17 protein-coding genes are annotated in these 19,628 nt (G+C 64.5%); 8 read left to right on the forward strand and 9 right to left on the reverse strand.

Features of this window, described 5'->3' with window-relative positions; genetic code table 11:
• Nucleotides 1-199 precede the first annotated feature (199 nt).
• The 4 genes from ACVOLI_RS13315 (at nt 200) to plsB (ending at nt 5,845) form a co-directional block, all read left to right on the forward strand.
• On the forward strand, nt 200-1,102 hold the full coding sequence (locus tag ACVOLI_RS13315) for a 5'-nucleotidase, lipoprotein e(P4) family (RefSeq protein ID WP_481510542.1): 903 nt from the start codon (nt 200-202) through the stop codon (nt 1,100-1,102).
• A complete protein-coding gene (gene pyrF / locus ACVOLI_RS13320; protein ID WP_481614773.1) occupies nt 1,099-1,818 on the forward strand; it encodes an orotidine-5'-phosphate decarboxylase in 720 nt (239 codons plus the stop codon). The genes ACVOLI_RS13315 and pyrF overlap by 4 nt, the downstream gene beginning before the upstream one ends.
• 434 nt (nt 1,819-2,252) lie before the next feature.
• Nucleotides 2,253-3,215 carry a hypothetical protein gene (locus ACVOLI_RS13325; RefSeq protein ID WP_481614774.1) on the forward strand — a complete coding sequence of 321 codons (963 nt, stop codon included), beginning with the start codon at nt 2,253-2,255 and terminating at the stop codon, nt 3,213-3,215.
• Nucleotides 3,215-5,845 carry a glycerol-3-phosphate 1-O-acyltransferase PlsB gene (gene plsB, locus ACVOLI_RS13330; RefSeq protein ID WP_481614775.1) on the forward strand — a complete coding sequence of 877 codons (2,631 nt, stop codon included), beginning with the start codon at nt 3,215-3,217 and terminating at the stop codon, nt 5,843-5,845. The genes ACVOLI_RS13325 and plsB overlap by 1 nt, the downstream gene beginning before the upstream one ends.
• A gap of 240 nt (nt 5,846-6,085) precedes the next feature.
• Here the strand turns inward: plsB and ACVOLI_RS13335 are convergent, their stop codons facing one another.
• From ACVOLI_RS13335 to ACVOLI_RS13350, 4 genes are all read right to left on the reverse strand, one after another.
• Nucleotides 6,086-6,652: a hypothetical protein gene (locus ACVOLI_RS13335; RefSeq protein WP_481614776.1), complete on the reverse strand. Its 567-nt coding sequence runs from the start codon at nt 6,650-6,652 to the stop codon at nt 6,086-6,088.
• A 22-nt stretch (nt 6,653-6,674) separates the two neighbouring features.
• Nucleotides 6,675-7,745: a hypothetical protein gene (locus ACVOLI_RS13340; RefSeq protein ID WP_481614777.1), complete on the reverse strand. Its 1,071-nt coding sequence runs from the start codon at nt 7,743-7,745 to the stop codon at nt 6,675-6,677.
• 2 nt (nt 7,746-7,747) lie between these two features.
• Nucleotides 7,748-8,320, reverse strand: coding sequence for a hypothetical protein (locus ACVOLI_RS13345; RefSeq protein WP_481614778.1), 573 nt, complete (start codon nt 8,318-8,320; stop codon nt 7,748-7,750).
• Nucleotides 8,321-8,394: 74 nt separating this feature from the next.
• The gene (locus ACVOLI_RS13350; protein WP_481614779.1) at nt 8,395-9,420 is read right to left on the reverse strand and encodes a hypothetical protein; all 1,026 of its coding nucleotides are present in this window, start codon (nt 9,418-9,420) and stop codon (nt 8,395-8,397) included.
• Nucleotides 9,421-9,959: 539 nt separating this feature from the next.
• Between ACVOLI_RS13350 and ACVOLI_RS13355 the strand changes: the two genes are divergently transcribed.
• Entirely contained in the window at nt 9,960-11,081 is a 1,122-nt protein-coding gene (locus tag ACVOLI_RS13355; RefSeq protein ID WP_481614780.1) for a helix-turn-helix transcriptional regulator, read from the forward strand.
• Nucleotides 11,082-11,266: 185 nt separating this feature from the next.
• Here ACVOLI_RS13355 and ACVOLI_RS13360 read toward each other — a convergent pair whose 3' ends face one another.
• Nucleotides 11,267-11,461: a YdcH family protein gene (locus ACVOLI_RS13360; protein WP_481614790.1), complete on the reverse strand. Its 195-nt coding sequence runs from the start codon at nt 11,459-11,461 to the stop codon at nt 11,267-11,269.
• A 75-nt stretch (nt 11,462-11,536) separates the two neighbouring features.
• Between ACVOLI_RS13360 and ttcA the strand changes: the two genes are divergently transcribed.
• From ttcA to ACVOLI_RS13375, 3 genes are all read left to right on the forward strand, one after another.
• Nucleotides 11,537-12,466 (forward strand): tRNA 2-thiocytidine(32) synthetase TtcA, encoded by a 930-nt coding sequence (ttcA, locus tag ACVOLI_RS13365; RefSeq protein ID WP_481614781.1) that lies wholly within the window; start codon nt 11,537-11,539, stop codon nt 12,464-12,466.
• A gap of 146 nt (nt 12,467-12,612) precedes the next feature.
• Nucleotides 12,613-13,521, forward strand: coding sequence for a recombination-associated protein RdgC (locus ACVOLI_RS13370; RefSeq protein WP_282269426.1), 909 nt, complete (start codon nt 12,613-12,615; stop codon nt 13,519-13,521).
• 53 nt (nt 13,522-13,574) lie between these two features.
• Nucleotides 13,575-14,366: a M48 family metallopeptidase gene (locus ACVOLI_RS13375; RefSeq protein WP_481509502.1), complete on the forward strand. Its 792-nt coding sequence runs from the start codon at nt 13,575-13,577 to the stop codon at nt 14,364-14,366.
• Nucleotides 14,367-15,019: 653 nt separating this feature from the next.
• Here the strand turns inward: ACVOLI_RS13375 and ACVOLI_RS13380 are convergent.
• From ACVOLI_RS13380 to hemH, 4 genes are all read right to left on the reverse strand, one after another.
• On the reverse strand, nt 15,020-17,176 hold the full coding sequence (locus ACVOLI_RS13380) for a methyl-accepting chemotaxis protein (RefSeq protein ID WP_481614782.1): 2,157 nt from the start codon (nt 17,174-17,176) through the stop codon (nt 15,020-15,022).
• Nucleotides 17,177-17,189: 13 nt separating this feature from the next.
• Entirely contained in the window at nt 17,190-17,666 is a 477-nt protein-coding gene (locus tag ACVOLI_RS13385; protein ID WP_481614783.1) for a hypothetical protein, read from the reverse strand.
• A gap of 125 nt (nt 17,667-17,791) precedes the next feature.
• Entirely contained in the window at nt 17,792-18,655 is an 864-nt protein-coding gene (locus tag ACVOLI_RS13390; RefSeq protein WP_481614784.1) for an alpha/beta fold hydrolase, read from the reverse strand.
• Nucleotides 18,652-19,614 (reverse strand): ferrochelatase, encoded by a 963-nt coding sequence (hemH, locus tag ACVOLI_RS13395; RefSeq protein ID WP_481614785.1) that lies wholly within the window; start codon nt 19,612-19,614, stop codon nt 18,652-18,654. The genes ACVOLI_RS13390 and hemH overlap by 4 nt, the downstream gene beginning before the upstream one ends.
• Between the last annotated feature and the right edge of the window lie 14 nt (nt 19,615-19,628).

Raw genomic sequence — 19,628 nt, forward strand, 5'->3', positions numbered from 1 at the left:
GGCGCGCCGCCCCCCGCGCCCGGCGCGGGGTTCGGCGGGGCCCCCAACACCTCCCTCCCCCCCCCCCCCGGCCCCCCCGGGGCCCCCCTGCGGTTCCCCCCCCCACCCCCCACCCCCCACCCGGTTTTAGCCCCTGACCCCGGTTTAGCCCATCAAGCCGGTAAACTTGCGCGGTTTTCAAAGATTCCCGGTAGTTGCCATGTCCCGATTCCCCGCCCTTACCCTGCTGGCCGGCGCCGTGCTCTCGCTGGCCGCCTGCAGCTCGACCGCGCCGCTGAGCCGCGTTTCGCCGTCCCCGGCCGATGCCGTCGAGGCTCCGGCGAATGCGCCCAATGACAACCTCAATGCCGTGCTGTGGGTGCAGCGTTCGCAGGAGTACCGGGCCAGCGCGCTGCAGACCTGGCGGCTGGCCGCTGCACAGCTCGACGCGGCGCTTGCCGATGGCAGCTGGACCGCGCTGCTGCCGGAAGAGGGTGGCAAGCACCAATCGGCGAAGTTGAAGCCGGCGGTGGTGGTGGATGTGGATGAAACCGTGCTGGACAACTCGCCCTATCAGGCGCGTTTGGTGCGCGACGGCAGCAGCTACAACGACGCGACCTGGGAAGCCTGGGTGGATGAGCGCAAGGCGCAGCCGGTGCCGGGCGCAGTGCAGTTCGCGCAGGCCGCCGCCGCCAAGGGCGTGACCATGATCTACATCAGCAACCGCACCGCCGCGATGAAGGACGCGACCATCGCCAACCTGCGCGCGGTTGGCTTCCCGGTCGCCGATGACAGCGTCTACCTGGGCCTGGGCACGCCGGTGCCGGGCTGCACCGAACACGGCAGCGAGAAGGGTTGCCGCCGCCAGCTGGTGGCGCAGAACTACCGTGTACTGATGCAGGTGGGCGACCAGTTCACCGATTTCCTGCAGGTCGAGGACAACAGCCTGGCTGCGCGCGATCTGCTGCTGGACAAGTACCAGGGCTGGATTGGCTCGCGCTGGTGGATTCTCTCCAACCCCACCTATGGTGGTTGGGAAGGTGCGGCGATCAATAATGCCTGGTCGTTGCCGGCGGACCTGCGCAACGGGGCAAAGCGCGAAGCGCTGGAGGTGGCCCGATGAGCCGCGCGCCGCTGCCGCTGCGTAACGACGAGCGCCTGATCTTCGCACTCGACGTGCCCGGCAAAACCGAAGCCATCGAATGGGTGGACAAGCTTGGCGATGCCGTGTCGTTCTACAAGATCGGCATGGAACTGCTGGCCTCGGGCGAATACTTCGACGTGCTCGACGAACTGGCCAAGCGCGACAAGCGCGTGTTCGTCGACCTGAAGTTCTTCGACATCCCGGCCACCATTGCAGGCGTCATCCGCCGTCTGTCGCAGTGGCCGGTGAGCTACTGCACCATCCACGGCTGGCACCCGGGCATGATGGAGGCCGCTGCAGCCGCCAACAGCTCGGAGATGCGCCTGCTGGCGGTGACCGTGCTGACCTCGATGGGGCGTCCGGACCTGGCGCAGATGGGCATCGACCGTGAACCGGTGGACGTGGTGGTGGAGCGCGCGCTGGCCGCGCAGCGTGCCGGCATCGACGGCGTGATCGCTTCCGGCCAGGAAGCTGCGCCAATCCGCGCTGCGACTGGTCAGGGTTTCTCCATCGTCTGCCCCGGTATCCGTCCCGGCGGCCCGGTCGGCGACGACCAGCAACGCACCGTGGGCGTGGCTCAGGCCTTTGCCGATGGCGCCGATGCCATTGTCGTCGGGCGGCCGATCCGTCTGGCTGCCGACCCGCGCGCCACGGCGCTGGCTATTCAGCGTGAAATTTTCGAATCAATCAAGTAAATCAACAACTTACAAGGTTGTTTATGAAGTGTTGCTTTAACTGAATCGGGGGGGTAGGCTACGTCTCGTCCGGCTCTGCCGGCGATGCGTCAAACATGTCTACCGGTCCCGTACCGGTTTGAGGAGGTCTGTCACCGGCAACGGGGCGGCCTCTTTTTTTATGCCGGGTTTTGGGGATTCGTTGAGAGCACTGCGTTCGCCGCTTTGTTGTGTGGCAGCCGGAGAGCAGACCCGGCCCTGTGCATGAAGCCATCGAACCAGCCATGCGCCCCCTCCCTTTGTCGCAGGCAAGGGGAGGGCTGGGGAGGGGCGCTCCTGCTGTCAGCCATCCCCGAACCCCAATCCCGACTCTCCGCTCCACCGTGACGGCCGTGCTTGCCGCTGTCACCGGGCAGGCATCAAGATGCTTGGCCTACGGGAGGATCGCCGCCGCCATGCAACGCCGTTCACTACGCAGTTGCCACACCATCATCCTGGCCTCGGTCTGCCTGGTAGCCTTGTTGGCGGCCTGCAAGCGCAACGCCGAGCCCTTGCCCGGCGCCGCCACCGAGCCAGCCGCGGCGGTGCGCCAGCTGACCCAGTACCTGCGCAACAACGACCTGGTCGGCTATGCCCGCGCCGCCGTGCCACCTACCCAGTACGCCGAACTGGAAGCGGCCTGGGCGCAGGGCCATAGCCGCTGGCCGCTGACCGAGCTGCCCTTGGACGAAAAACTGCCTGTGCTGCTGGCCACGCTGTCGGAGAAGGATGCCGAGCGCACGCTGCAGCGCGCCTTCAAGGCGCAGTTGGAAGGCCAGAGCGCGGCCGTGCGGCAGGCCGCGCATTCGCTGGGCCTGTTCGGTGTGCAGTACATCAGCCACCAAGGTGACTACAACGCAGCCGAACGTGCGCACTACGTGCAGCTGGTTACCGCACTCAGCGATTGGGCGCAGGCCGCACCACTGTCGGATCCGAAACTGGCACAGAGCTCGATTGCCACCCTCACTGCCGCCGCCCGTGCCTCCGGACTGGCCGATGAGCAGGCCTTCCAACAGGCCGGCATGACCGGCACCTTGCAGAAACTCGGTCCGTTCGCAGCGGCCAGCAAGCAGGTGCTGGCCGCGTATGGCCTGAAACTGGATGAAAGCGTTGAGCAGATGCGCACCGGCTTGGTCTCGCAGGATGGCGACCGTGCCACCGTTCGCGTGCAGTACCCGCTCGCAGGCAAGGAACTGGACCTTGAAGTGGCGCTGGTGAGGCGCGACAAGCGTTGGTACCTGGCACGCACGCTCAGCGATGTGGACGCGGTGCTGGCGGCCGCGCGCGCGGCCGAACAGGCCAAGGCCGAGGCCCTTCAGCCGGCCGGAAATCCCGACCTGCAAACTGCAGACAACGCGGCAGCGGCGGCTAAGCCATAATGGCGCCGATGTCGAAACAGAAATCCCAGCCCGATCAGGGTGAACTGCTGCCGCCGGACGACGCCAACGCGACGCCCGCCACTCCCGCTGCCATCGTGCCGCGCGCTTCTGCGCGTCCGGCGCCTGCGGCCCGCGCCGCGCGCCGCCCGTGGTGGGCGCGCCTGCTGGGCAAGCTGATCGAGCCCTGGCTGGGCCTGAAGATCGAGCCCGAGCAGCCTGGCGAATACAACGACGGCCGCCCGGTGGTGTACGTGCTGGAGGACTACGGTCTGTCCAATGCACTGATCCTGGACAAGGCCTGCCGCGATGCCGGCCTGCCGTCGCCGCTGGTGCCGCTGGCCGGTGACCCGACCGGGCGCAAGCGCGCCTACGTGGCGTTGTCGCGGCGTTCCAGCAACAGCGCGCTGATCCCTGAGCAGCGCGGCGCCAAGACCCATTCCGATTCGTTGGCCAAGCTGCTGCAGGCGCACCGCGCCAATCCGGGCCTGGACGTGCACCTGGTGCCGGTGTCGATCTTCGTCGGCCGCGCCCCGGACAAGCAGAGCGGCTGGTTCGCGGTGCTGTTCTCGGAAAACTGGGCGCTGGTCGGCCGCTTCCGCCGCCTGCTCGCGATCCTGCTCAACGGCCGCGACACCATCGTCCGCTTTGCCCCGCCGGTCTCGCTGCGCGGCACCGTCGACGAAGGCCTGGAGCCGGAGCGCACCGTCCGCAAGCTGCAGCGCGTGCTGCGCACCCACTTCCGCCGCATCCGCGAATCGATCATCGGCCCGGATCTGTCCACCCGCCGCCTGCTGGTAGACAAGGTGCTGGAATCCGATTCGGTGCGCGAAGCCATCGCCGTGCAGGCCAAGCGCGACAACTCCAAGACCACCGACGCCTGGAAGAAGGCGCAGGGCTACGCCTGGGAAATCGCCGCCGACTATTCCACCCCGGTGGTGCGCTCGGCCAGCTTCATGCTCAGCCACGTCTGGAACCGCATCTACGCCGGCGTGCTGGTGCACCACCTGGACAAGTTCAAGGAAGCCGCGCCTGGCCACGAAATCGTCTACGTGCCCAGCCACCGCAGCCACATGGACTACCTGCTGCTGAGCTACCTGCTGTACGACCGTGGCATCGTGCCGCCGCACATCTTCGCCGGCATCAACCTCAACCTGCCGGTGGTCGGCACCTTGTTGCGCAAGGGCGGTGCGTTCTTCGCGCGGCGCAGCTTCCGTGGTAACCCACTGTACTCGGCGGTGTTCTCCGAATACATGGCGCAGCTGGTATCGGGCGGCTACTCGATCGAGTACTTCGTCGAAGGCGGTCGCTCGCGTACCGGCCGCCTGCTGCAGCCCAAGGGCGGCGTCATCTCCATGACCCTGCGTGCCTACCTGCGCCAGCCGCGCAAGCCGGTGCTGTTCCAGCCCATCTACATCGGCTACGAGAAGCTGATGGAAGGCAACAGCTACCTTGACGAGCTGTCCGGCCGGCCGAAGGAAAAAGAATCGATCTGGGCGCTGCTGTGGGGCATCCCCAAGGTGCTCAAGCAGAACTACGGCCAGGTGGTGGTGAACTTCGGCGAGCCGATCGCATTGAACGACGTGCTGGCGGTGAATGCCCCGGAGTGGGACGGCCAGCCGGTGCCCGAGGACGAGAAGCCAGCGTGGTTGATGAAGACCGTCGACACGCTCGCGCAGAACATCAACGTCCACGTCAACGCTGCCGCCGACGTCAACCCGATCAACCTGCTGGCGCTGGCGCTGCTGTCCACGCCCAAGCATGCGATGGGCGAGGCCGACCTGATCGCGCAGATCGAGCTGAGCAAGAAGCTGCTGGTGGAGATGCCGTACTCGGACCGGGTCACGGTCACCCCGCATTCGCCCGAGCGCATCATCGCCCACGCCGAGGAAATCAACGTCCTCACCCGCACCAAGCACCCGCTGGGCGACGTGCTCAGCGTCAGCGGCGATACCGCGGTGCTGCTGAGTTACTTCCGCAACAACGTGATCCACCTGTTCACCGCCTCGTCGTGGGTGGCGTGCTGCTTCCAGAACAACCGCCGCATGAGCCGTGGCGGGCTGCTGCGCCTGGGCCGCGGGCTTTACCCGTTCCTGCAGGAAGAGTTGTTCCTGCCCTGGAGCGAGGACGAGTTCGCCGCGCGCATCGACCAGACCATCGACGTGTTCGTGCGCGAAGGCCTGCTCCAGCATGTGGGCGAGGACGATGGCGGCATGCTCGCGCGCAGCACCGGCCAGACCGACGAAGTATTCCGCCTGCGCGCGATCGGCCACTCGCTGCAACAGGCATTCGAGCGCTATTACATCGCCATCTCGGTGCTGGTGAAGAACGGCCCCGGCACGCTGGGTGCCGGTGAGCTGGAAAGCCTGTGCCAGCAGGCCGCGCAACGCCTGAGCCTGTTGTATGCACCGGCCGCACCGGAGTTCTTCGACAAGTCGCTGTTCCGCGGTTTCATCCAGAAGATGCGCGAACTGCGCCTGGTCTGGCCGGACCAGAACAGCAAGCTGCTGTTCGACGAGCGCCTGGATGCCTGGGCCAAGGACGCCAAGTTCATCCTCGGCCGCGAACTGCGCCACACCATCGAGCGTGTGAGCCCGGAAGCGGCGAAGCCGGAAGTGCCGCCAGCAGTTTGATTGGAGACACTGTAGAGCGGAGCCATGCTCCGCTGGGGCTCGACCGGTACAGCCTCTGCCGAGCATGGCTCGGCACTACCCTATCGACTGGTCTTGTGGGAGCGGCGTAAGCCGCGAAGCCACTGCTCAATCAGGTAGCACGCATGCAGGCAACGCGGATTACGCCGCTCCTGCAGCCCTGACCTTGCTTGCAAGGCCGCCTGCCGAGCATGGCTCGGCACTACAGTCGAGCATCGCCGGTTAGCCGCGTACGCCAATGGCTGCTGGCTTCGGTGGCGGTGGGCATGGCTGTTGCTCTGGTACGCATTTCAGCTGCTCGCGAATCTGATGTTTGATGGTTTCAATCAGGCCGTGCTCGTTTTCCTTCCTGGGGTGATCATCAACCAGGTTTGCCCTGGGAGTAATGTCGATGGTTCGTGTTATCGCCGGTGGTGACAACGCGTAGGTATTGCGATTGTTCCAGATGCCGCAGATGGCGGTGAAAGCGCCACTGCCGCGTGCTGCGGCACTGGCTTGCGCCCGCGCATCAATGATTGCGTCGGTCGCAGTTGCCTTGCCCTCGGCAATGAAATAACGCATCTGTTTGCCCTTTGGGCGGAAGCAGAACATCGCACCATGACCCGGTAGCGTGCTGCTCAAGAGCAAGGTCCAACCGCCATTGTGGCCTTTGGTGTTTGCCTGTCGCGTGGCTTCCTGGCCGGCAGCGGGACGATCCTGGACCACGACGAAATTGCCGCTGTCCGGATGCGCCAACACGACCACCTGCGCGGAACAGGGTCCTGCGTAGAACGCAAACAGGATGAACACGGTCAACTGCCAGGGCCGCAGGTTACGGCCCTGCCTTGACCAGCACCGGCTTGCCGCCGCCACGGTAGGGGTCATAGGTCGGCATCCGATAGTCGTTGGGTTTCAGCTGCCGGCCACAGTTGAAGCTGCTTCCGCCGTGGCCCGGCGTGGGGTTGTAGCCTTCGCCACCAGGGCAGCCGGCCTGGCTCAGCGCGGTTTCCAGAGAGGGATACCACGACAGCAGGTTCTGCAACGGGCCCATGCATTGGAATGTTCCGGCGTTGCTGGCTTGGCACCATGCTTTGGCGGGGCCGTAGTCTGGCGGAGCAATACTTGTCTTTGGCGTGGTCGAAACCGCGGCCCCTCCTGCGGATGACATCGTCTGCACCTGCTGCCGGCTTGATGCCTCGACAAAGGGGCGCATCACCCGCTCGCGTTCAGTTGCTGTCGCGCGTTCGCGCTCTTCGGCCAGGCGTTTGCGTTCGGCCGCAACGTTGGCGCGCATGGTGTCTTCACGCGCTTTCACGGTCTGTTGTTGGCTGCTGATGGCGCTGGAGTTGCCAATCCCGCCCGTGCCACCGATGGCACGCGCATTGCCAGCGTTCGCCGCGGACTGGCGCTGTTGCTGGGCGATGGCCTGCTGGCGTTGCTGTTCGGCCTGTCGTTCCAGACGGGTGCGTTCTTGCGCAAGGCGCTCGCGTTCCAGATCGCGTTGGCGCTGGCGGTCCACGGCCTCGGCTTCTCGACGGACAGTGTCCAGGAAGCGTTGCCGCTGCAGATCCTCCTGCTGCTTCTTGGCCATTTCGCTACCCAACGTGCCGATGAACGCGTCGAATATGTTGGCGGCGCCGCTCTGCGCTGGGGCATCGTCCCCGCCGTCGTCTTCGTAACCATCATCGCTTGCCAGTGCTTCTTCCTGTCGGCGCAGTTCGTCCTCCCGGCGCTTGGCTGCAGCTTGCTGCTCGCCCTGTGCACTGATCTCCTTGTTCCGCTCCACCCCGCGGCGCACTTTTGCCAGGTCTTCTTCGCTCAACTGGCGGGGGGGCTGCTGTGCTGGCAACGCAGTTGGCACGGTGAGAAGAATGAACGCCACCGCAAGCATCGTCGGCTTCATGGTCAGAATCCAGTGCTCGCAGCTTCGTCACAACTGGCCTGCAGAAAGCGCATCGCGTACTCGACGCGATCGGCCATCAACGGGTCTGCAACATTCAAGCCGTAACCATCGGTGGCTCCGCTGGTGGCAAGGATGAGCTCACGCTTGCCGGAGCCGTCCGACATCGAGTTCGCCAGCCTGGTGATGCTCACTTTCCCCCAGTTGATGTAGCGTGGGAGTGGAAATTCGCTCAGCGGGCGGAGTATGGCAACCCCGTCGGTGGATGCGGTCCAGCGAACTCCTCCCGCGTACACACCCGCGTTCTCGTATTCCATTTCTGTTATGCGGGTGACGCACGGGTTCACGTTCCCGCTCTGGTCGATGTTGTCGGTTTTCCTGACCCACAGGTTGTACATGGCCGGGATTCCATCGAACGTCGCCACGCGTTCGGGCACATACCTGGTTGATCTGTTCGGCACGCTGTTCAGGAACTGGTGTGCACCTTCGACGGTTTGCTTGGTTTGGGCGAGGGCATCACCGCCAAGCAGAAGACCGACGGCAGCAACAAGGAGGCAGTGTCGGGGGGCGTTTTTCATGTGACCTTCCAGAGGGATGGAGTCAAGGGGAGACAGGTGATTTCGAGTTGTAGTTGAGTGCGATTCTTCGACGGCTATGGAAAGCACTGGAGCGGCGGATCGATCCCCATTGTCTTGACGACCGACTTGACCTTGGCGCGATCTGGCTCCGATGCGCGGAGTGCGTCGATGAGTTGCTGGTTGCTTCCGTACACGGGGTGCGAGTCCTTTGCCATCGCGAAGGCAGCCGCTGCGGCCTGCAGGTCACATTGCCGGAATGCGTTGATAGCGCTTGCTTGAAGCTCCATTGCCTTGATGAGCCCGGATGCCGAATTGCTGTCGGCGTTGGCAGCGCCTGTTTCATCCACCACGAGGTTGTTTTTCCCCGCCGATACGGACTGGTTGATGAGGGTCTTGATGCCATTGAAGCTGCAGGTACTGGCGTACTGCTGAAGCCTGCTCTCGGCCTGCCTGTAGGTGAAGTCAGTTGCCTTTGACCTGGCAACGTTTTCCTGGGCCTGCCTTTCCATTGCATAGCGGACCAGGGTCTCAGCCAGCGGCAGGTCGACGGATGCGACGTAATGTGCATCCCAGTTCTGGTAGTTGACGTCCAGCCCGCCAAAGAGGGCGCTTGTGATGCCGGTGGCAAGGTTGCTGCTCTTGGTCAGGTTGAGGACGGTGCTGAGGGCCGTGTTGGTGTTGCTTGCCAGATCGCGTCCATAGCGGCGTTGCTGTTGCTTCTGCGTTACCTGGAGCATGTACGCCGAGCACAGCATGTTCGTCACGATCATTCCGCTTTCAAGAAATGTGGCCGCTTCTTGCCGGCTGGCCGAGTTGGCTTGCGACAGTTTTGAATCCCTCTTGAATACGCCAGCCATGTCCTTGATGTACTGCGGGAGTTCGTCGTAGGCCTTCCTGCGCAGCGTCGGTTTCGGTTGATCCTCTGCGACCCCCTTATCGTTCTCGCCCGGCACTACATCGGCTTTGGGCTCAGTCGCGAACTCATAGATCTCTTGATACGTCAGCGGTTGGATGGGTTTGCGCCAGGGTGCATTGATGTTCTGGAGGCTGGCGCAGCCGGTGATCAGAACCAGTGCCGGGAGAAGCAGTAGCGGTTTCATGTTCACGTCCTTGATGTCCTTTCCGTGCCGCTTGCTGTCAGCGGTGGTATTCCCTGGTCCCGCGATACGGTGGTGTTGCGGCACAACATCTCCGTTCTCTTCTGATACATCGGTACCGGGGACTCCACGGGAGGGCGTGCGAGTTGCGTGGAGGATTCGTCCGCGCCACGCAGGAGTCGTTGTGGCCGCTGAACGCGCTGCGCGTCCGGCTGTGGTTCCACGGCGCCTGACCATCGAAATGCATGCCCATGGCCAACCGCATGCGTGCGGCTGGAATTCGCTTTTTTCATGCTGCCCCCTGCAGACGTTGGGCCTGCCGATCTGTCGCCTGATCGACCAAACCAGCACCAAGCGCTGTCACCGGCAGTTGACCGTAGCCACAAAACCCAAAACACTCCCAACCGGGGCTTGACAACAGGGGGAAGGCCTTGGATCGGATGATTCAGTTGGTGGCGTTGGGGGAGGGCGGATGAGGCGCTCGTATTCCGGCTGCCTGCCCAAGCAGCTGCATTGGTTCGTCCTCACCACGGGAGGAGCACATGGCTGATGGGGAACTGCTGGGTGAATTGCTGCGACCGCTCTACGCTTCGGTGCTGGATCCGGCGCAGCTGGAAGTATTCAACCAACGCATGGCCGAAGCCACCTGCAGCCACATCACCGGGGTGATCATTCACGATGTCGCCGCCGGCAAGGGCCAGCTCAGCCACATACATGGCGTGGACAATGCGTATATGGCTGGACTGCTGGCTGACCTGGACCTGCGTGACGACCCGTGGATGAAGCGGGTCAGCCCGCAATTGGCCATCGGCCGGGTGTTGAACACGGATGCATTCCTTGCCCGCAGCGTCGCGTTGAACAGCGGTTTCTATGACGCCTATTACCGGCAGCTGGATATCGTCCAGCAGGTGGCATCGGTAGGTCTGTATGACGGCACCAACTCAGTGACCTTGTCCATGTGCCACGGTGACCTGAAGCGGACCTATGGCAAGCAGGAGCTCGGCTTGCTGCAGGCGCTGACCCCGCACTGGATCAACGCCTATGCCATGTTGCGGCGGATCGGTGACCTGCAGCAGCAGGTGACCACACTGGAGCAGGCACTGGAGTGTTCGCCGGTAGCAATGTTGATGTTGGGCGGGAATCTGCGTATCTGCCGTAGCAATGCGGCTGCCGAACGTTTGCTGGAGTACGGATTGCTACGCCGAGAGGGGGGGCAGTTGGGCGTGGCAGGGCGTGCCCAGGCGGGGCTGCAGGGGCTTTTGCAACGCGCGTTGCGCGGCGACAGCCAGTTGCTCGGCGGGGATGTGGAGAAGCTGGTGTTGCACGATGCCGCACAGCGTCCGTGCCTGGTTCTGACCGCACATCGGCTCGTGAAATGGTCACCGCAGGAGCAGGGGGTGTTACTGGTTTTCGCACGCGAGGTGAGACCGGCACCAGAGTCGCTGGAGTCTGCATTGCGACAGCTGTTTGGGCTGACGGAGGCCGAATCGCGGCTGGCGTCCGCAATGCACCGACATGCCGATGTTGGCGCAGCCGCCCTTGAGTGTGGAATAACCCCAGGTACGGCCCTGGGTCGGCTCAAGACCATTTATGACAAAACGGGAGAGCGGGGGCAGGTTGGCCTGGTGCGCCTGGTCAGCGTGCTGGCCACGGTCTGCCGCTGATCCGCGAAGCCGACAACAAGTTGAGCTGTCGCGGCTGCCGGCATCCCGTCGGTTTCAACGCTGGCGGCTTCGCGGCTGACGCCGCTCCTGCAACCGCAGTGTGCGGTGGATTGCCTTGGAAAGCTGCTGCCGAGCATGGCTCGGCACTACACGGTGATTGCCAGCCGGTGATTGTTGAACCGCATTCAGGCTGGCTCGTTCGGGATCAGCATGCTTTCCAGCTTGGTGATGCAGTCGCGCAGCTGCAGCTTGCGCTTCTTCAGCCGCTTGGACTCCAGATCGTCGTCCGGGTTGGCGGCCAGGCGCGAGATGTCTTCGTCCAGGCTGCGGTGTTCGGCCCGCAGGACGGCGATGCGTTGGCTGATCTGCTCGGGGGTCATGGTCTCCACGGGGATTGAGCATACACGTTGCCGCTGGCCGCGTGAGGGACGCTGCCGACCCGGTAGAATGGGGGCATGAGCGCTGTCATTTCCCTTCCCGATCCCGCCCCGCGGGCCCGTGATCCGCACGTGGCCGAACGTGAACACCAGAAACTCGGCAAACGCCTGCGTCACCAGGTAGGCCAGGCCATTGCTGATTTTGGCATGATCGAGGCCGGCGACAAGGTGATGGTCTGCCTGTCCGGTGGCAAGGACAGCTATACCTTGCTCGACATCCTGCTACAGCTGCAGAAGAAGGCGCCGGTGCCGTTCGAGCTGGTGGCGGTGAACCTGGACCAGAAGCAGCCGGGTTTCCCGGAACATGTGTTGCCCGAATACCTGGCCTCGATCGGCGTGCCGTACCACATCATCGAACAGGACACCTATTCGGTGGTGAGCCGGGTCATCCCGGAAGGCAAGACCATGTGTTCGCTGTGCTCGCGCATGCGCCGTGGCTCGCTGTACACCTACGCCGAAGCCAATGGCTTCACCAAGATCGCGCTGGGCCACCACCGCGATGACATGGTGGCCACGTTCTTCATGAACCTGTTCCACCACTCCAAGATTTCCGGCATGCCGCCCAAGCTGCGCAGCGATGACGGCAAGCATGTGGTGATCCGCCCGCTGGCCTATGTGCGCGAAGCGGACATCATCGAATACGCCAACACCCGCCAGTTCCCGATCATTCCGTGCAACCTGTGCGGCACTCAGGAAAACCTGCAGCGCAAGCAGGTCGGCCTGATGATGAAGCAGTGGGAAAAGGACACGCCCGGCCGCATCGAGCAGATCTCGCGCGCGCTGGGCGACATCCGTCCGTCGCAGCTGGCCGATCCCAAGTTGTTCGACTTCATGGCGCTGGGTCGCCGTGAAGACGCACCACAGTCCGATGCGCAGGCGTGGCTGGACGGCAGCGACAAGCAGCAGGATCAAGAAGCCCTCCTCCCTCCGGGAGAAGGGTTGGGATGAGGGGGGCAGTGCTACGGTGGTTTCAAACCAAGCACTGCGCATCACCCTCATCCATCCCCCGGCTCCACCGGCGGCACGCTCTTCGGAGCAGCTTTTCCTGCGAGGAGAAGCATGCCCCTGAACCATGAATACGAAATAGGACATCCATGTTTTTCAAGAACCTCACGCTGTTCCGTTTCCCAACCTCCATTGATTTCTCCGACGTCGACACGCTGCTGCCGCAGGTGGTGCTCAAGCCGGTCGGCGCGCTGGAAATGACCTCGCGCGGCTTCATCTCGCCGTTCGGCCGTGAAGAAAAGATCCAGTTCTCGCATCGCATCGGTGATGCGCTGTGGCTGACCGTCGGCGGTGAAGACAAGATCCTGCCCAGCGTGGTGGTCAACGACCTGCTGCAGCGCAAGCTGGAGGAGATCGAAGAGAAGGAAGGTCGCAAACCCGGTGGCCGTGAGCGCAAGCGCCTGAAGGACGACCTGCTGCACGAGCTGCTGCCGCGCGCCTTCGTCAAGAGCTCGCGTACCGATGCCTTCCTCGACCTGCAGCACGGTTACGTCGCCGTCGACAGTTCCAGCCGCAAGACCGGCGAGAACGTGATGAGCGACATCCGCGGCATGCTCGGCAGCTTCCCGGCGATGCCGCTGAACGCCGAAGTCGCACCGCGCGCTATCCTGACTGCGTGGATCGCCGGCGAGCCGCTGCCCGAAGGCCTGAGCCTGGGCGAAGAATGCGAGATGAAGGACCCGGCCGAGGGTGGCGCGGTGGTCAAGTGCCAGCACCAGGAACTGCGCTGCGACGAGATCGACAAGCACCTGGATGCCGGCAAGCAGGTCACCAAGCTGGCGCTGATCTTCGAGGACAACCTGTCCTTCGTGCTCGGCGACGACCTGATCGTGCGCAAGTTGAAGTTCCTCGATGGCGCGCTGGACCAGCTCGAGCACATCGACGAGGAAGGCCGTCGCGCCGAACTGGATGCCCGCTTCGCCCTGCAGAGCGGTGAGATCCGTCGACTGTTCCTGCTGCTGGAGCAGGCATTCAAGCTGAGCAAGGCTGATAGCTGAACCCGTTGCTGACCTACCCGGTTTCGTAACCGGGTAGGGACTATGCTGGGACCATGGTTAGCCTGCTTCGCCGTCTGATGACCCCCGCCGCGCCGGTGATCCAGCGCGACACGGTGCGCCTGCGCCTGGACGATGCCGAGATCGAAGTGCTGCGCGTGCGTGATCCGCGTGCACGCCGGCTCAAACTCAGCGTGGACGAACGTGGTGCGCGGCTGACCATGCCGCTGCGGGCCAGTCTGGTTTCCGGCGAGCGCTTCCTGCAGGCCAACCGGCAATGGTTGCAGCAGCAGTTGGCGCGGCTGGGAGGCGATGGCTTGCTCGCGCCAGCACTGCGTCTGCGTGAGCCCGGCGTGCTGCCCCTGCGCGGCGAGTTGTTGCCGGTGCAATGGCAGGAAGGTCGGTTCACCCGCATCGAGGTTGATGCGGGTGTGGTGACGATCCAGCTGCCGGCACGCGCTGGGGAACCGGCGTTGCGGCGCGCGCTGCGAGAGTTCTATGAAGTGCAGGTGCGCGCCGATGTCGGCCAATGGCTGCCGCGCTATCTGCCCGGTCTGGCACGTGCACCGTCACGGCTGCGGCCAAAGGTGATGTCCTCGCAGTGGGGATCACTGGCGCCGGATGGTTCGATGGCCTTGGACCTGGCCTTGGTATTGGCGCGGCCGTCGGCGTTCGAGTACGTGCTGGTGCACGAGTTGTGTCACTTGTTGCAGGCCAACCACTCGCCAGCGTTCTGGGCGGAAGTGGAAGCGCGTTTTCCCGAGTGGCGCGATGAGCGCGATTACCTGCGTGAGGAAGGCCGCAGGTTGAAGAGCACCTTGCATCAGCTGCTGCGGGCGCAGGGCTGAGGGCGAATCCGAAGCAACGTCAAAAGCTTTCTCTTCGCTCCTCGAGCGTAAAGCCAAAGCAGGCTACTGTAGTGCCGAGCCATGCTCGGCAGGGCTTTACCGGCAAGATCAAAAGCTTCCCCTCATCCCAACCCTCGCTCCGCGCCCCGGCCCTTGCGCTGGCGCAAGGGCGTTCGATGGGCAGCGAACCTGTGGTTCGCAAGCTGCCCCTCTTACCCCGCAAGCGGTAAAGGCCACTGTAGTGCCGAGCCATGCTCGGCAGGGCCTTGCCGACAAGATCAAAAGCCCCCCTCATCCCAACCCTTCTCCCGCAGGCGGGAGAAGGGCTACAGCTACAGCTACAGCTACAGCTAAAAGCCAAAAGCCAAAAGCCAAAAGCCAAAAGCCAAAAGCCAAAAGCACCCCTCCCTGGCCCTCCCCTTGCCTGCGGCAAAGGGAGGGGATGGACCATGCACTTGGCGGCTATCTAGACACCTGCAGTGCCCGCTCTTCCCCCTCCCTTTGCCGCAGGCAAGGGGAGGGTTGGGGAGGGGTGCCTTTGCTCCTGCTTTAGCATCCGCGTCTGATCTTGTTCCTGCCCCTGCTCGTACTGCAGCACCAGCAACAGCAACAGCAGCAACAGCAACAGCAACAGCAACAGCAACAGCGGCACCTTATCCCACCCGGCGCATCACCTCGGCTTCACCACCGGCCGAATAGCGGAACACCGAAACCGCCTCCGCCAACGCACTGGCCTGCTCTTCCATCGAGCGCGCCGCCGCGCTGGCTTCTTCCACCAAGGCTGCATTCTGCTGGGTGGTTTCATCCATCTGCACGACGGTGTGGTTGACCTGCTCGATGCCGGCCGATTGTTCCTGCGAAGCCGCGGCAATCCGCGCGACGATGTCGCTGACCTGCTGCACCGAGCCGACAATCTCACTCATGGTGCTGCCGGCCTGTGCGACCAACGCGGCACCATCGTCCACCTTGCCCATCGAGTCGCCGATCAGTTCCTTGATCTCGCGTGCGGCGGTGGCCGAGCGCTGTGCCAGGCTGCGCACTTCCGATGCGACCACTGCGAAGCCACGGCCCTGCTCACCGGCACGTGCGGCTTCCACCGCGGCGTTCAGTGCCAGGATATTGGTCTGGAAGGCGATGCCATCGATCACCCCGATGATTTCGGCAATGCGCTTGGAGGACAGCTCGATCGCATGCATCGTCGACACCACCTGCCCAACCACATCGCCACCGCGTGCAGCGACATCGGCAGCACCCATGGCCAGCTGGTTGGCCTGACGGGCCGAGGCCGCGTTCTCGCGCACCGTGGCGGTCAGTTCTTCCATCGAGGCGGCGGTTTCCTCCAGGTTGGCGGCCTGCTGCTCGGTACGGCGCGAAAGATCGTCATTGCCCGCCGCCAGTTCGTGCGCGGCGGTGTTGATCGCCAGCGAGCACTGCTTGATCTGGCCAACAATGCCGGTCAGGCGTTCGGCAGTAAGGTTGGCGTCGTTCTTCATCGCTTCGAAATCGCCGGCGTAGTCGCCCTGCACGCGGTGATCCAGGTCGCCAGCAGCCAGCGCCGACAACATCGTGCGCAGTTCGCCGGTGGTGGTGGCAACCACCTCCAGCAGCTGGTTGATGCCGGTGGTAAGTGTCTGGATGAAGCCAGCCTCGTTCACCGCCTGCAGGCGCTGGTCGAGAGCGCCGGCCGAGGCGGCGGCGACGATGCCGGCGACGCTGTTCTCAAGCGCCAGTTCCTGGGTGCGGTCGTGCCACTCCACCGCGAAGCCGCTGCGGCTGCCGTCGGCGTTGAATACCGGCGTCACCACCTGGCTGAAATGCACCGGGCCAATGGTGATCTGGCCGTTGTGCACCTTCCTGAGCTGGTCGAGCATGCCGCGGATACGCGCCGGGTTGGCGTGGAAGCGGTGGATGCTGCTGCCGACCAGGGTATCGACGTTGAAGTCCGGGAAGGCCTTGCGCAGGCTGTCCTGCTGGTTGCGCAGCAAGGCCACGACCGAGCGGTTCACGTAGCGGATGATGTGTTCGTTGTCGGCGATCATCATGCCGGTGCGCGAGGCGTCCAGCGAGGCGCGGATCTGGGTGTTCTCATGGTGCAGCGCGGCTTCCAGCTGGTGCTTCTGCTCCAGCTGGGTGCGCATGCGCAGCACGCCATCGGCGAGGGTGCCTGTGGCGAAGCTGCGTTCGTTGCCAATGGCGTCGTTGCGTTCACCGCTGGCGATCGCATCCACCATCGCACGCAGCCGTGCAGGTGCCGCGCCCAGGGTCAGTACCTGGCGCCGCAGTTGCACCGCCATTGCGCTGATGAAGGCGGTCTCAACCACCACGTACAGTGCATGCAGCAGGACGATATTGAGACCACTGCCCGCGGCAAAGGCACGCACCGGCAGGCCGCGCGTCTGCAGCCAGTAGAAGGCCAGGTGATGCACGCTGATTGCAGCGGCAGCCACCACCACCGGGATCCAGTCGCGGTAGTACAACAGCAGCGCGATCACCACGAACACGCCGAAGTGCATTTCCACCAGGCCATTGGCCTGCTGGATGGTGGCGGCGACCAGCGCCATCAGCACCAATGCCACCGTCACCCGGCTGAGCAGGCTGCCCGGTGCCAGTTTGATCTGCACTGCCATCAGCGCCAGCGAAGGCAGGCTGATCGCGAAGAATGGCAGCCATTGCCCTGACCACAGCGCCAGCGCCAACGACGCCAGGCCGAGTATCAGGCCGAAGTACAGGAACATGCGGTCCGCCGCGCAGGCCAGCTGCGTGTAGTAGGCGTCGGGAGGTGGCGTCGTGGCGTGGGGGCGAGTGGACATCGGGAACTCCTGGTCAACAGGAACAGCGGGGAGGAAGGAACAAGGGCGGGTTGCGTTCGGCCAGCAGCGCCGGCAACCAGCTGGCGAGGGTCGAGTTGCCGCGGCCACACGCCAGCGCGGAAGGCTGCAGCGGGCCGGCATAGAGCGGGTGGCCATCGGCGGCCAGCACCAGCAGTTCGTAGGCGCCGGTGGCACCGAGGGCGATGGTGTGCGCGCCTTGTGCCTGCAGCGCAGTGCTGAGCTGTTGCCAGGCCTGCTCGTCTTGCATGCAGTCGCAAGCGGGCGCGGTCAGTCGGATTGCCAAGGGTGCAGCGATTGCAGGCAGTTGCCCTTGCGCGCGCAGTCCATCCACCAGCGCTGCCACCGCCGCTTCGTCATCGCCGGGGCGGTGAGCAAGCGCGGCGACGCTGCGGGTGGTCCAGCCCAGCCAACAGGCGAGCAGGATCAGGCCGGTGATGACACCGGGCCGGAGGGCGGGGCGGGGGGGCATGCGATGGTGGGGCGCGCAGCACCCGTTGCGGGGCTGCGGGACATCTTCTCGATTACGGCAATGCCGGGGTTATCGGCTGCCGCGCTTACTACTGAAGCCGATGCCAATGGCATCGGGCTCCATATTCAGCTGGCGTCGGGCAACGCCGCGATGAAGTTGCGGATGATCGCCGCGACTGCCTCGGGATCATCCATGTGCACATGGTGATGGCCGGGCAGGGTATGCAGGCGGCCATCCGGCAGCAGCGCCGCGCGCTGGCTGCGTTCCGGTTCCGGGAAGTAAGGCTGGGCCGGGGTGGCGTAGATCACCTGCACCGGGCAGAGGATTGCGCTGACCACATCGCAGACCTGTTCTTCGGTCATGCGGACCGCGGTCGGCAGCATCAGCCGCGGGTCGCTGCGCCAGCTCCAGCCACCGTCGACCGGCTTGACCCCACGTTCGATCAGCAGGCGTGCCGAGGCCTCGCTGAGCTGGTTGACCATCATCCGCGCACGTACCGGCGCGCTCAGGTCGGGGAATACCCGCAACTGCTTGGCGTCCAGCTTCAGCATCGCTTCCACGTAGGTGCGCAGACGCTGCACGGTTTCGCCGGCCGGTGCGGTGAGGCCGCCCAGGGCTTCGATCGAGACCAGTGCCTGCACCCGTTCACCGGCCACGGCAGCGACCAGGCTGGCGATCGCGGCACCCATCGAGTGGCCGAGCAGTACAAAGCGATCCCAGCCCAGCGCATCGGCAATGGCCAGGGTCTGCACGATGGCGTGCGGCGTGGTGTACGGCGTGGTCAGTGGCAGGTGGTCGCTATAGCCATGGCCGGGCAGGTCGACCATCACCAGGTCCAGCGTCGGCAGTTGCTCGGCCAGCGGCAGGAAGCTGGCCGCGTTGTCGAGCCAGCCATGCAGGGCGAGGACCTTCAGGCCATCCGGGTTGCCCGCGCGCAGGCCGGCGACGCGGATGCCATCGAGCTGCAATTCAAAAGGCGTCGCGTTCATGCCGGCTGCGCCGCCGCCAGTGCGGCCAACGCAGCGGCATGGGCGCTGCTTTCGTTGAGGCAGGGAATGTAGCGCATGCGCGCGCCACGCTCGGCCAGGGTTTCGGTGAAGCCCATCTGCACTTCTTCCAGGGTTTCCAGGCAGTCGGTGGCAAAGCCCGGGCAGACCACGTCCAGGGTCTTGATGCCGCCTTCGGCCAGTTCCCATAGCCGCGGCTCGGCATAGGGCTGCAGCCAACGCTCCCGGCCGAATCGCGATTGGTAGGCCAGCTCCCACTCATCGCTGTTCAGGCCCAGCGCTGCGGCAATGGCCTTGGCGCTGGCTTGGCAGCGCTGCGGGTAGGGATCGCCGGCATCGGCCAGGCGCTGCGGGATGCCATGGAAGGAGAACACCAGCTTGCCGCCGCGGCCATGTTCGGCCCAATAACCGGCAATGGAGGCGGCGACCGCGGCAACCCAGGCCGGGTCATTGGCGTAGTCGCGGATGGTCTGTACCGTCACCTTCGGGTTGCGTGCCTGCCATTGCTGCACGCGGTCCTCGATGGAGGCGGTGGTGGTGGTCGAGTACTGCGGATACAGCGGCAGCACCACGATGCGCTGGATACCCTCGGCAGCCAATGCATCCAGTGCCGGCAACATGGCCGGTTCGCCATAGCGCATGGCTTCGCGCACCCGCCACTGTGGCAGCTGTTGTTGCATGGCCTTGGCCAGGCGATGGGTGTAGACCGCCAGCGGCGAGCCTTCGGGCAGCCAGACCTGGGCGTACTTCTGCGCCGAGCGGCCACTGCGCAGCGGCAGGATCAGCCCATGCAGCAGCGGTTTCCACAGCAACGCCGGGATCGAGACCACACGGGGGTCGCTGAGGAATTCCGCCAGATAGCGCCGCACCGCAGGCGCGGTGGGTGTCTCGGGCGTGCCTAGATTGACCGCGAGCAACGCGGTAGTGGGGGCGTTGGACATCCGGGCATTTTCGC

Source organism: Stenotrophomonas sp. STEN029 (assembly GCF_056760015.1).